The 13,656-nt window shown below is 65.6% G+C and carries 7 protein-coding genes; 6 read left to right on the forward strand and 1 reads right to left on the reverse strand.

All coding sequences use genetic code 11. The annotated features are described in order from the left end of the window. Nucleotides 1-438: 438 nt before the first annotated feature. The 4 genes from AQZ52_RS13685 (at nucleotide 439) to AQZ52_RS13700 (ending at nucleotide 11,072) form a co-directional block, all read left to right on the forward strand. Nucleotides 439-5,931 (forward strand): AMP-binding protein, encoded by a 5,493-nt coding sequence (locus tag AQZ52_RS13685; protein WP_169793747.1) that lies wholly within the window; start codon nucleotides 439-441, stop codon nucleotides 5,929-5,931. 108 nt (nucleotides 5,932-6,039) lie between these two features. Then, nucleotides 6,040-9,738: an SDR family oxidoreductase gene (locus tag AQZ52_RS13690; protein ID WP_067911796.1), complete on the forward strand. Its 3,699-nt coding sequence runs from the start codon at nucleotides 6,040-6,042 to the stop codon at nucleotides 9,736-9,738. Between the two features lie 10 nt (nucleotides 9,739-9,748). Then, nucleotides 9,749-10,681 (forward strand): acetyl-CoA carboxylase carboxyltransferase subunit alpha, encoded by a 933-nt coding sequence (locus AQZ52_RS13695; RefSeq protein ID WP_067911799.1) that lies wholly within the window; start codon nucleotides 9,749-9,751, stop codon nucleotides 10,679-10,681. A 4-nt stretch (nucleotides 10,682-10,685) separates the two neighbouring features. Continuing rightward, nucleotides 10,686-11,072, forward strand: coding sequence for a cupin domain-containing protein (locus tag AQZ52_RS13700; RefSeq protein WP_067911802.1), 387 nt, complete (start codon nucleotides 10,686-10,688; stop codon nucleotides 11,070-11,072). On the opposite strand, the gene AQZ52_RS13705 is transcribed toward AQZ52_RS13700, so the two are convergent. Next, a complete protein-coding gene (locus tag AQZ52_RS13705; protein WP_067911804.1) occupies nucleotides 11,069-11,695 on the reverse strand; it encodes a TetR/AcrR family transcriptional regulator in 627 nt (208 codons plus the stop codon). The two genes, AQZ52_RS13700 and AQZ52_RS13705, sit on opposite strands and share 4 nt — an antisense overlap. Before the next feature lie 101 nt (nucleotides 11,696-11,796). On the opposite strand from AQZ52_RS13705, the gene AQZ52_RS13710 reads away from it, so the two are divergent. Together AQZ52_RS13710 and AQZ52_RS13715 are read left to right on the forward strand one after the other, a co-directional pair. Next, nucleotides 11,797-12,816, forward strand: coding sequence for a VOC family protein (locus AQZ52_RS13710; RefSeq protein ID WP_067911807.1), 1,020 nt, complete (start codon nucleotides 11,797-11,799; stop codon nucleotides 12,814-12,816). Beyond that, nucleotides 12,813-13,652 (forward strand): fumarylacetoacetate hydrolase family protein, encoded by an 840-nt coding sequence (locus AQZ52_RS13715; RefSeq protein ID WP_067911810.1) that lies wholly within the window; start codon nucleotides 12,813-12,815, stop codon nucleotides 13,650-13,652. The genes AQZ52_RS13710 and AQZ52_RS13715 overlap by 4 nt, the downstream gene beginning before the upstream one ends. Nucleotides 13,653-13,656: the final 4 nt, after the last annotated feature.

Below are 13,656 nucleotides of genomic sequence, written 5' to 3' on the forward strand. Positions count from 1 at the left end.
GCGTCTATGCTGCAACAGGCAGCGTAATTCGCTCAGCTCGCCGCACATGCCCCAAGGGGCATTTTGGGCGGACCAAAGCGAACCGAACCCTTCGATTCCGATGTGTGGACGGCAGCTCATGCAGCTCGCAAATGGCACAACAGACCGTAATATTCCGGAAAAATTGTGTCACTTATCCTGTGGATAACAGCCTGATGGGGTCTTGCTCGCAGTAAAGCACAATTAACCTAATGGGTTATTTTGTGACCCAGTTTATGAACCATACGGCAAAAAACGCCCCTTTCTGGCATAGTGCGAAAAACAAACGATATTTCCCGTTTTACCCGATTTTTCGCAGTTTCCTGCGGGTTCTCCGCTTTAAGAGTGCAGATATTGCCAAGCCTGTCACAATGAGGCTCCCTATCTTTCGTAACACGAGCAGGGAGAGGCGATTCGGCTATGACCGAGGCCCAGATCATCGAGAGGGCCCCGCAGGCCGAAATCAATCCGGTGCGCACGCGTCAGGATTGGGAAGCCATGCGCGCTGCCGCGCTCACCGATCCGGGCGCCTTTCACGGCGATATCGCGGCGCGGCGCATTCACTGGTTCGTTGCGAGCTGCGGGCCGGATGGCGCGTGGCTGACAAGGGATGAGGCTGGTGCATGGACCGGCTGGGATGCTGCCACTGGTGTCACCGTCACGCCCGACCTGCCCGCCAGCTTCGCTCCCTGGACCAAGGCCTTCGACGACAGCACCCCGCCCCACTGGCGCTGGTTCACCGGCGCACGCACCAACGCCGCGTTCAACGAGATCGACCGTCATGTCCTTTCTGGACACGGTGCCGAAGCCGCGCTGATCTTCGAAGGCGACCGCTGGGACATGGCGGCGGACGGCGGGCGCGGTGCGCCGGTCGATACCTTCACCGTCAGCCGCAAGCGGCTGCTGCTCGAAGTCGCCAAGTGCGCCGTTGCGCTTGAAAGTCTCGGCCTCAAGGCGGGCGACCGTATCGCCCTCAACATGCCGAGCATCGTGCCCCAGATCTTCTGGACCGAAGCGGCCAAGCGGCTTGGCATCGTCTACACCGCCGTCTTTGGCGGCTTCAGCGACAAGACCCTTTCCGACCGCATCGCGGACGCCGGTGCGCGCGTCATCGTCACCTCTGATGGCAGCTACCGCAACGCGCAGGTTGCCGCTTTCAAGACCGCCTACACCGACCCTGCGCTCGACAACTACGTGCCGGTCTCGACCGCGCTGTCGGTTCTCGCCGCGACCGACTTCGGCCTGCCTGCCGAGGACGCTGCCGTCATCACCGATACCGTCGCGGAAACGCTGGCGGGCGAAGTCACCGTCGAACGCTCAGATGTCATGCGCGGGGTCGGACGCGCACTGATCCGGCTCGGCGAAACAGGCAGAATCGGGGCGAGCGATGCCGCCCGCGTGCGCCTTGCGATCGCCTCAAGCCTCGTCACTCTGCCGCCACGCGTCGATACCGTGATCGTCGTGCGCCACACCGCGCAGCCCGATATCGTCTGGCGCACAGAACGTGACCGCTGGAGCCACGAGCTGACCGACGCGGCACTGGAAACCATCCTCCAGAAGGCTGGCGTCGCCAGTGAAGACGCGCTGCTGGCGCTGCCTGACGCCGATTTCGTCCGCGCGATCTGGGCTTCCTCGAAGCCGCTCCCGGTCGATTCCGAATATCCGCTGTTCTTCATCTACACTTCGGGCTCCACCGGAAAGCCCAAGGGCATCGTCCACGTCCACGGCGGATACACAGCCGGCATCGCGCATTCGATGCAGGTCGCGTTCGATGCGCGCCCCGGCGATACCATCTTCGTCGTTGCCGATCCGGGCTGGATCACCGGCCAGAGCTACCAGATCTCCGCCTCGCTCCTCTCGCGCGTCACCACGGTCGTTTCCGAAGGCTCGCCCGTGTTCCCTCACGCGGGCCGCTTCGCCTCGATGATCGAGCGCCACAAGGTCACTATCTTCAAGGCGGGTGTCACCTTCCTCAAGTCGATCATGTCCGATCCGTCGAACCTGGCGGATGTGCAGCGCTACGACATGAGCCACCTGCGCGTGGCCACGTTCTGCGCCGAGCCGACCTCGCCATCCGTGCAGGCCTTCGGCATGGAGCACGTGACCCGGCAGTACATCAACAGCTACTGGGCGACCGAGCATGGCGGCATTGCCTGGACGCATTTCTACGGCAACGCGGACTTCCCGCTGAAGGCCGATGCGCACGCCTTCCCGCTGCCGTGGATCGTCGGCGACGTGTGGGTGGAAGACGAAGCCGCCACCCCGGGCAAGTCCCCCTTCACCCGCGCCGGAACCGAAGGCGTTACCTGGCGCCGCGCCGAACCGGGCGAAAAGGGCGAGATCGTCATCGCCGCCCCCTACCCCTATCTTGCGCGCACGATCTGGGGCGATGTCGAGAACTTCCGCGTCAAGGACGGCTCCGTACAAGGCGACTGGAAAGGTGACGCAGGCCGCTGGGAATCCGGCTACTGGAGCCGCTGGCAGGGCGCCTGGGCCTATACGCAGGGCGATTTCGCCATTGCGCACCCCGATGGCTCGTTCTCGTTCCATGGCCGCTCGGATGACGTCATCAACGTCTCTGGCCACCGCATGGGCACCGAGGAAATCGAAGGCGCGGTGCTGCGCGACAAGGCGCTCGATCCGAACTCGCCGGTCGGCAACGTCCTCGTCGTCGGCGCACCGCACCGCGAGAAGGGGCTGACCCCGCTCGCCTTCGTCGTCCCCGTCGCAGGCCGCAAGCTGACCGAGGAAGACCGCCAGCGCCTGTTCAACCTCGTCCGCACCGAAAAGGGTGCGGTCGCGGTTCCGGCCGATTTCATCGAAGTGAGCCAGTTCCCCGAAACCCGCTCGGGCAAGTACATGCGCCGCATGGTCCGCGCGCTGGTCGAAGGCGGCGATCTGGGTGACGTCACCACCCTGCGCAACCCGGAAAGCCTGACCGAGCTCAAGACCGCGATCGACGCCTGGCAGCGCCAGCAGCGTCTGTCGGAAGAACAGTCCCTGTTCGAGCGCTATCGCTACTTTCTCATTCAATACAACACCGTAGCGCCGGGCAAGCGCGTCGCCACCGTCACCGTCACCAATCCGCCGGTCAACGCGCTCAACGAACGCGCGATCGACGAGCTGGTGATCGTCGTCGAACACCTCAGCCGCAAGGACGATGTGGTCGCGGTCGTGTTCACTGGCGAGGGCACCTCCTCGTTCGTCGCGGGCGCGGATATCCGGCAGATGCTGGAGGAAATCCACAGCCACGATGAAGCGCTCGTCCTGCCCAACAACGCGCAGCTTGCCTTCCGCAAGATCGAGCTGATGGGCAAGCCCTGCATCGCGGCGGTTCAGGGCGTCGCGCTGGGCGGCGGCATGGAGTTCGCGCTTGCCTGCCATGTCCGCGTGGCGGAAACCACCGCGCGCTTCGGTCAGCCCGAAATCCGCCTGCGCCTCCTCCCGGGCTACGGCGGCACACAGCGCCTGCCGCGCCTCCTGGCAGATCGCCATGGCGCAACCGGGGTGCGCGATGCGCTTGATCTGATCCTCGGCGGACGCAGCATCGATGCGGCACAGGCCCAGGCCATTGGCCTCGTCGATGCGCTGGCAGATGGCCACCGCGATGCCCTTGCCGAAGCCCACGCGATGGTGCGCGATTGGGTGAAACGGGGCGCAGAAAGCCCGCTGGGCAAGGCCTTCGCCGCGCGCGAGGAAGCCACCGTGCTGTGGGACAAGCCCTCCACCGTCGATCTCGATTCCGTGCTTCAGGACGATTTCCTCCAGCGCATCCTGCGCCAGCTCGATTGGGCCGGACGCGGCCAGGCCGGGACACGCGCGCTCGATGCCGTCCGCACCGGCCTCGCCGATGGCATCTCCGCCGGACTCGCCCGCGAGGCCGCGCTGTTCGCCGAAGCGATCATCGATCCCGAAGGCGGCAAGACGGGCATCCGCCAGTTCATGGACAAGGTCGCCCCCCCGCTCCCCGTCCGCCGCGACGGCGTATGGATCGACAGCGAGCACGAAACCCGCGCTGCCGAGCTTGAAGCGAACGGCGACCTCCTGCCGGTCGGCGCACCGTTCTATCCCGGCGTCACCGCGATCCCGCCCTACCAGTACGCCTTCGGCATCGCGCGCGATCCCGATACCGGCGCCCCGCGCTTCGGCCCGCCCGCGACGCACGAGCGCGAGCTCATCGTCAAGGTGCCCGAGCCCGCGCCCAACGAGGCGCTGCTCTACATGCTGACCAGCGAGGTCAACTTCAACGACATCTGGGCGCTAACGGGCATTCCCGTCTCGCCTTTCGATAGCCACGAGGAAGACGTCCAGATCACCGGTTCGGGCGGCATCGCGCTGGTCGCGGCCTTGGGCAGCGAGACACGCAGCGAAGGCCGCATCAAGGTCGGCGATCTTGTCACCGTCTATTCGGGCACCAACGATCTGCTCTCGCCCGCGGTCGGCAACGATCCGATGTTCGCGGATTTCTCGATCCAGGGCTACGAGACCGAGACCGGCAGCCACGCACAGTTCCTCACCGTGCAGGCGCCGCAGATGCACAAGGTTCCGCCGAACCTCACGCTGGAGCAGGCGGGGAGCTATGTGCTCAATCTCGGCACGATCTCGCGCTGCCTGTTCACCACCTTGCAGATCGCTCCGGGCCGCACGTTGTTCGTCGAAGGCGCTGCCACCGGCACCGGGCTCGATGCGCTGCGCAGTTCGGTACGCACTGGCCTGCAAGTGACCGGCCTCGTCTCCAGCCCGGACCGCGCCGCCTTCATCACCGGCCAGCAGGGCGCGGTCGGCGCGATCAACCGCAAGGACCCGCGCTTCGCCGCGCTCTACACCACGGTGCCGGAAGACGCCGCCGAAGCTCGCGCCTGGGAAGCTGCCGGCGCGCCGCTGGTGGAGGAGTACAAGGCGCTCAACGGCGGCAAGCTGGCCGATTACGTCGTCAGCCACGCCGGGGAGACCGCCTTCCCGCGCAGTTTCCAGCTTCTCGCCGAAGGTGGCACGCTGGCTTTCTACGGCGCATCCTCGGGCTATCACTTCAGCTTCATGGGCAAGCCCGGTGCGGCAAGCCCCGAAGAAATGCTGCGCCGGGCGGCGCTGCGCGGCGGCGAGGCGGTGCTGATCTATTACGGTCCCGGCTCCGACGCGCTGCTTGATGACATGGGCCTCGAAATCATCGAGGCCGCGCGCCGCTTCAACGCCCGCAGTGTGGTCGCCACGACCACCGACGGCCAGCGCGAATTCCTCGGCTCGCTGGGTCTGGAAGACGCGATCGAAGGCATCGTCAGCCTCGAGAGCATCCGCCGGCGCGAGGGGGACAACTTCCTCTGGCCCGACACGATGCCGCGCCTGCCCGATGCCAAGGCCGATATCGAAGTCTTCAAGGCCGCGGTGCGCGACTATCAGGACCGCGTGATGAAGCCGTTCGGCAGTGCCATCGGCAAGATCCTGCGCTCGGCAGACAATCCGCGCGGCGCGCCCGATTTGGTGTTCGAGCGGACCGGGCAGGACACGCTCGGCGTCTCGACCTCGCTGGTGAAGCCCTTCACCGGCCGCGTCGTCTTTGCCGAGGACCTGACCGGCAGCCGCTTCACCTTCTACGCGCCGCAGGTCTGGACTCGCCAGCGCAAGATCCTCATGCCCACGGCCTCGATCCTCGGTACGCACTTGTGCAACGCCTTCGAAGTCGCGCGCATGAACGACATGATCGCGGCCAGCCTCCTCGAGGTGACCGAGCCCGAAGTTGTCGGCTGGGACGGCCTGCCCGAAGCCCACCAGTCGATGTGGGACAACCGCCACTCCGGCGCGACTTATGTCGTCAATCACGCTCTCCCCGCCATGGGCCTGCGCAGCCGCGACGCGCTGCTTGAAGCCTGGGCCGTCCTTGGGGCGGTCACCGCAGCGGAGGGCGCCCATGCATAGACCAACCGCGCCGGATTAGCCCGGCCCCCGCTTCCAGCTGCCCTCCCCAGGCCAAATTCCACCTCAATCCAGCGCGGTACGTCGCGCGCATATTTTCAGGAGAGTGACATGGCCAAGGCAAAGACCATCGATCCCGCACCGCAGGCAGCCACCACTGCCAATGGCCGCCTCGCCGGCAAGATCGCCCTCGTCACGGGCGCGGCCGGCAATCTCGGCGGCTATATCGTCCGCCATTACCTTGCCGAGGGCGCCACCGTGGTGATGACCGGCCGCACCGAGGCCCGCCTCGAAGCCGCCGCAGAAGCCATGCGCGCAGCGAGCGGCGTCGATGCGACGCGCCTTGCCACCGTGATCCTCGATGGCGGGGATCCGCAATCGGTTCGCGACGGCGTGGCCGATGTCGTCCGCCGCTTCGGCCGCATCGATATCCTCGTCAACAATGCGGGCTCTGCCGGCCCGAAGCAGCCGATCGAGCAGCTTCCCTTCGACGCGGAAGAACTCGCCGCCCTGCAGAAGCGCGGTTCGACCGATACCGAGACGGTGCCCGCCGCCATGCGCAACATCTTCGGCGTGGCGTGGAACCTTGCCCGCACGGTCGCCGCAGCGATGCCCGAGGGCGGCTCGATCATCAACGTCTCGACGATCTTCTCGCGCACGCCCTATTATGCGCGCGCGGCCTATGTCGTGCCCAAGGCAGCGATGAACGCATGGTCGCGCGAACTGTCGCTCGAACTCGGGCCCCGCGGCATCCGCGTCAATCTCGTCTTCCCCGGCCCGATCGAGAGCGAGCGCATCCGCACCGTCTTCGCCGCGATGGACACGATGCGCGGCGACGAGCAGGGCACCACCGCGCAGACCTTCTTCGACATGATGTCGCTGGAGCGCAGCACCGGCGGCGCGCCCAAGGCCAAGACCTTCCCGGTGCCCGACGATATCGCCACCACTTGCGTCTTCCTCGGCAGCGACGAATCCGCCGCCTACAACGGCCACGATTTCGAAGTGACCCACGGCATGACCGTGCGCAAGGAAGAGCGCTCGACGTACCTCGCGCGCCCGACCATGCGCTCGATGGACGGCGCGGGGCTCGCCATCCTGGTCGTCGCCGGCGAGAACTGGGAAGAAGCGCTCGAGATCGCGAAGATCCAGATCGCCTGCGGCACCAATGTGCTGCTCGGCGTACCTCGCCAGGCCGACGTTGCCATCGCGCAGGCACGCGCCAAGGCAGAAGGCATCGGCGAAGCGCTTACTATCGTGCGCTTCAACCGCACCGAACCCGCCACGATCGAAGCCGCGCTTGCGGCCTATACCGATGCCAACACGCCGATCACCGGTGCGATCTTCCTGCCGGTCTTCGGCCCGCAGGAATTCGGCGGCCGCCTCGTCGATGCCGAGGACGACATGATCGACACCTTCATGGATGTCGAACTCGTTGGCGCGATGGCGCTCGCCCGCACGCTCAGCCGCTATTGGAAGCGCCACGGCTCGCTGCTGCAGGCACCGCGCTTCATCTTCATGTCGAACGCCAGCGACGGCAAGGACAACGTCTACGCCAACATGCTGCGCGCCGCGATCGAGCAGCTGATCCGCATCTGGCGCGACGAAAGCGAGATCGACGTCGCCCATGGCCGCCGCCGTCAGGGCGAATGGGGCAACCAGATCGTGCGCTTTAGCAATGCGGAAAGCGAGAACACGCGCTTTGCCGCAGGCCACGCCGCGCGCGTGCTGATCAAGGAAAGCAAGATCGCCGAAGTCACGCTCTACGTGCCGCGCAGCATTGGCGAGGCGACAGGCGCGCGCAAGGCGATGGCGGGCTTCAGCGAGAACATCACCGGCCTGCACCTCGGCAAGGTCGCGCTGATCACCGGCGGTTCGGCGGGCATCGGCGGGCAGGTTGCGCGCCTGCTCGCGCTTGCGGGCGGCAAGGTCATGATGGTCGCGCGGCGCGAAAGCGAACTGGCCGTCGCCCGCGCCCGCATCGTCAGCGAACTCGAGGACATCGGCTTTGCCGGCGTCGAGCGCCGCGTCCAGACCATGGCGGGCATGGACGTCAGCAACCTCGAGAGCCTCAAGGCGGCGGTCGATGCCACGATCAAGGCCTTCGGGCGGATCGATTACCTGATCAACAACGCCGGCGTAGCGGGCGCGGAAGAGATGGTCGTCGACATGAGCCTCGATGCCTGGAACTACACGCTCGACGCGAACCTCATCTCGAACTTCATTCTGATGCACCATGTCGTGCCGATCATGAAGGCGCAAGGATCGGGCTACGTGCTCAACGTCTCGTCCTACTTCGGCGGCGAGAAGTATCTCGCCGTCGCCTACCCCAACCGCGCCGACTATGCCGTCTCCAAGTCCGGCCAGCGCGCGATGGTGGAATCGATGGCACGCTACCTCGGACCCGAAGTGCAGTTCAACGCCATCGCCCCCGGTCCCGTCGACGGCGACCGTCTTGCGGGCACCGGCGGCAAGCCGGGCCTCTTCGAGCGGCGCGGCAAGCTGATCCTCGCCAACAAGCGCCTCAACGCGATCCATGCTGCGGCGGTGAAATCGCTGCGCCGGGGCGTGCGGGTCGAAGCGCTGCTCAGCCGCCTCTCGCGCAACGACACCGTCCGCATGTCGCACGATACCAACAATCCGCGCGAAATCCGCGAGCTGGCCTTGGCCTGCGCGCGCGAGGGGGACGGCGTCTGCACCTGGGACCGGTACCTTATGACCCCGGACATCGCGGCCAAGCTCGTCAGCCGTTTGCGCGGGGCCGGCTATTTCCTCGATTCCCCGGAATGGGCCGAGCGGCCCGATACGCCCGAGGCGAACCGTGACTGGCTGCTCAAGACCCCGCCCGAGGACGAACCTTTCCTCCCTGGCGACAAGATCGCGGTGGAAGCCAAGAAAGTCGGTACCGGCGTGCTCTCGCAGCTCTTCCTCGGCAAGATGCCGACCGAAACCGACGTGGCGCAGGCGACCGTGTTCTTCCTCGCCGACCGCGCCGTCTCGGGCGAGACTTTCATGCCCTCGGGCGGCCTCAGCGTCGAACGTTCGACCACAGAGCGCGAGCTGTTCGGCAGCCCCAAGCAGGAGCGGCTCGATCAGATGCGCGGGCGCACCGTGTGGATGATCGGCGAGCACCTCACCGACTATCTCGCCGAAACGGCCCGCCAGTTCATCGTGGATTGCCATGTCGCGCGCGTGGTGATGATGACCGGCACCGAGGGCGCCTTTGCCGCGCTCAAGGAGCAGCTTGACGATATAGAGAACCCGCCGCTTGAATATGTCGGGCTGGAAGGCGGCATCGAGGCGGCCATGGACGAGGCGATCCGCCGCTGGGGTCATCCCACCACGATCGTCTCCACCCCGATGCAGCCACTGCCTAACAGGCTCTTCGCTACCGACGCTTTGCTTAGCCCCGAGGAGTTCCGCGCTCTGGTGGGCGACAACCTGACCAATCATTTCCGCGTTGCCCGCAAGGCCTCGCTCTATGATGATTGCCAGCTCGTCCTCGTCTCGCCCGACGTGCCGATGGGCGACAAGAGCCCGGCCTTCGCCCTCGCGAACTTCATCAAGACGACGCTGCACTCGTTCACCGCCACGCTCGCGGTGGAGAACGAGCGCCTCGTCCACGGCGCGCCGGTCAACCAGATCAATCTCACCCGCCGCGTCCGCTCGGAAGAACCACGCGATCTCGACGAGCATCTCGAAGAAGTGAAGCGCTTTGCCCGCGCCGTGCTCCTTGTCGGCACCCCTCTCCCCGATGCCGAGGATTCGCGCTATCGTGCGCGCATCTATCGCGGGATGTCGATGACAGTGTGACCGGGACGGCTTGATGGAATACCTTGCGTTCGAAAAGCCGATCGAAGCTCTCGCAAAGCGCGCCGCTGCGCTTCGCGAGAGCGGCAGCGGCGAGGCCGAGGCCTTGATGCTCGACGAGCGGGCGCACCGCCAGCTCGGCGATATCTATGCCCGGCTTACCCCATGGCAGCGCACACAAGTGGCGCGTCATCCCTTGCGCCCCCACTTTGTCCACTACGTGCAGGGTCTCTTCGAGGAATTCCTGCCGCTGGGCGGAGATCGGCTCTATGGCAACGATCAGGCCATCATCGGCGGCTTTGCGCGGCTCGGGGGTCGTGCGGTCATGGTCATCGGCCATGCCAAGGGCGAAGACACGACCTCGCGTATCCGGCACAATTTCGGCATGGCGCGCCCCGAGGGCTATCGCAAGGCGATACGCCTGATGGAGATTGCCGACCGCTTCGGCCTGCCGGTTATCACCCTGGTCGATACGCCCGGGGCCTTCCCAGGTGTCGATGCGGAAGCGCGCGGGCAGGCCGAAGCCATCGCCCGCAGCACCGAGAAGTGCCTTGAAATCGGCGTGCCGCTTGTCGCTGTGATCGTCGGCGAAGGCGGCTCGGGCGGGGCGGTCGCGCTCGCCAGCGCCAACCGCGTGCTGATGCTCGAGCATTCGGTCTATTCGGTCATCTCGCCCGAAGGCTGCGCCTCGATCCTCTGGCGCGGCAATGACCGGGCGCCCGATGCGGCCGAAGCCATGAAGATGACCGCGCCCGATCTCATGCAACTGGGCGTGATCCACCGCGTGATCTACGAACCCGTAGGCGGTGCGCACCGCAACCATGCTGAGACGATCAAGCGCCTCGGCACGGCCTTGCGCAGCGAATTGCAGGACCTCTGCTCACTGACGGCCGACGAACTGCGCGCGGACCGCTGGTCGTTCTTCATGAAGCTGGGTTCCATCTGAACGCATGAAATCGAGCCCGATCGAGAATGAACGCGAAGACCGCGAGATGATCGAGGCCATGCGCGGCGGTCCTGGCCGTGTCACCGTTCGCCACTTCCGTTTTGACGGGAATGGTGCCCCGGCGCGCTTCCTCATCCTCGAGATCCCGCCCGGCGCCGCAGAAGGCAGCCACGTCCACTTCACCGATGATCGCAATGGCACCGGGGCTTACGAAGAGTTCTATTACATCATTTCCGGGCGCGGCATCGCCACGCTGGGCCATGAGAGCCATGCCGTGGGCACCGGCGACTATTGGCATGCCCCGCTCGATGTGGCGCGGGGCCTCGCCAACGTCGATCCGGTGGAACCGCTTAAAGTCCATCTCACCGTCGTGCTGCGCGATCCTGCCTAAGGTTCCGCACTTCCTGCATCCACAATAGCCTGCGCACGCTCCGGCGATGCACCCAGCCCGGTAAGCCCCAGCATCAGCATAGCCGCGAGGCGCTCGCGTGCTGCCGCAGGACCCGGCAATTCCTCGACCAGGTTCGCGAGCAGCACCTGGCACAGGCCCAGCCAGTAAAGCACGCCGGCCTCGCGCGCCGCATCGCGGATGAGCCCCGCGCGAAATGCAGCCTCGATGTCGTCCACCAGCCCGCGATTGAGCGGATGCGACGTGAGGGTCGAACTCGCGCTGCTGCGCAGCAACACAATCGTGCGCTTGGGCTGTGCCATCGCAAACCCCGCGCCCACGCGCATGCCGCCGGCAATCCGCTTCAAGGGATCGGCCTCGCCAGCGTTGGCCGTGGTGATGCGCTCTTCCAGCTCAAGCCGGACCTCGTCCGCAATCGCCGCAGCAAACGCAGCCTTGTCAGCGAAATGGTTGAAGAAACTGCCCTTCGCAACACCCGCGCGCGCAACGACCTCATCGATAGGGATCGCATCGATCGGCTTTTCCGCCAGCAGTTCAAAACCGGCCGCAATCAGGGCGCCGCGGGTTCTTGCGGCGCGCGGGGAAAGAAGGGGAAGCGAAACCATGCACGGGCCATACTTGACTATTCGGTCAAAATCAAGATATTTGACCGAATAGTCAACTGCGACTCGCGGGCATAGCTGCGGGCCAGTCGGGAGAGTACGGCATGCCGGTCATCAAGATCGAGGACATCGCGCACGTCCGCTTTGCCGCGCCTGATCTGGCCACCATGCGCCGCTTTCTGGAGGACTTCGGGTTCGAAACCTTCGAACACGGTGGACGCCTCTATGGCCGTGCCTACGATGGCCGTCCCTTCGTCCATGTGACGCAGCCGGGTGAAGCGCGCTTCCTGGCAGTCGGCCTGCGTGCTGCTTCACGCGGGGATCTGGAAAAACTGGCGCAGGCCGAAGGCGTCCCGGTCGAAGTCCTTGCCGAACCCGGCGGTGGCCATGTTGTGCGCCTCACCGATCCCGATGGCTACGGGGTCGAAGTCGTGGCGGAGCAGGCTGGGGAGGAAGCCCGCCCGCCCCTGACCGATCCGCCGCGCAATACCGCCGCCGCAAAGCCCCGCTTGCGCCAGACCGTCCGGCTCCAAAGCGCCCCTGCCCATATCCAGCGCATCGGTCACGCGGTGCTGCGCGTGCGCGATTTCCGCACATCCGAAGCCTGGTACAAGGCGCGCTTCGGCCTGCTCACCTCAGATGAGGTGGAAGCCGCCAAGGACGTTCCGCTTGGCGCGTTCCTGCGCTGCGATCGGGGTGACCGGCCAAGCGATCACCACACCCTGTTCCTGGCTCAGCTCCCCGGCCCGGCCGGCCTGCTCCACGCCGCGTTCGAGGTTGCCAATCTTGATGACCTCATGCTCGGCCACCAGCATCTGAAAGCTGCCGGGCGCAAACCGGCCTGGGGTGTGGGCCGCCATATCATGGGCAGCCAGATTTTCGACTACTGGCTCGATCCGTTCGGCAACGAGCTTGAGCACTGGACCGACGGCGACCTGTTCACCGCCAGCGATCCGCCGCAAAAGCAGACCATGCAGGCTCTGCTCGCCGTCCAGTGGGGTTCGCCGCATCCCATGCTCGCCGGGCGGCTCGCGCCGCCGGCTGGCCTTGTCGCTTTCTTCATGGCGCTGCGCCTGCGCGTGCTCCGCCTTTTCCGCCGCAAACCCGAAGGAAGCTCAGCATGAAGCTCGCAACCTATAGCGCCGATGGCCGCACCCGCACCGGGATCGTCGTGGGCGACCAGATCGTCGATACCGGCTACGACGGCACAATGATCGATCTCATCCGCGACTGGGACGCCATGAAAGACGATCTGGCCGCGAAGGCCGCGGCAGGCGGCGGCGTTCCACTTGCCGACGTGACGCTCGAGGCGCCCATCCAGCGCCCCGGAAAAATCTTTGCGATCGGTCTCAATTATGCAGATCATATTGCTGAATCCAATATGAAAACACCTGAACGGCAGGTGTGGTTTACCAAGGCGCAGACCAGCGTCAACGCACCATACGCCGCAATCGCCATCGCCAAGGGTCAGATGACCACCGACTACGAAGTCGAACTCGTCGCGGTGATCGGCAAGGGCGGCAAGCACGTCTCGGCCGCCGATGCGCCTGCGGCGATCTTCGGCTACTGCGTCGGCAACGACGTCACCGAGCGCCTGTGGCAGCACGCATCGCCGCAGTGGTCGCTGGGCAAGAGCTTCGACACCCATGCTCCGATGGGCCCGTGGATCGTGACCGCCGATGAAGTGGGCGATCCCCACGAGCTGGGCCTTCGTTGCTTCGTTAATGGTGAAAAGCGTCAGGATTCCAATACGTCGCACCTCGTTTTCAACATCTGGCAACAAGTCGAGCACCTCTCGGTTGGCATGACGCTCGAGCCCGGCGACTGCCTCTTCACCGGCACCCCGGGCGGTGTCGGCGCGGCAATGGACCCGCGCCAGTTCCTCAAGGCCGGGGACGTGGTGCGCTGCGAGATCGACAAGCTCAGCCACATCGAGGGCACTATGGTCGCAGAAAGCTGAGGCA

This window comes from Novosphingobium fuchskuhlense (assembly GCF_001519075.1).
Taxonomy (GTDB): Bacteria; Pseudomonadota; Alphaproteobacteria; order Sphingomonadales; family Sphingomonadaceae; genus Novosphingobium; species Novosphingobium fuchskuhlense.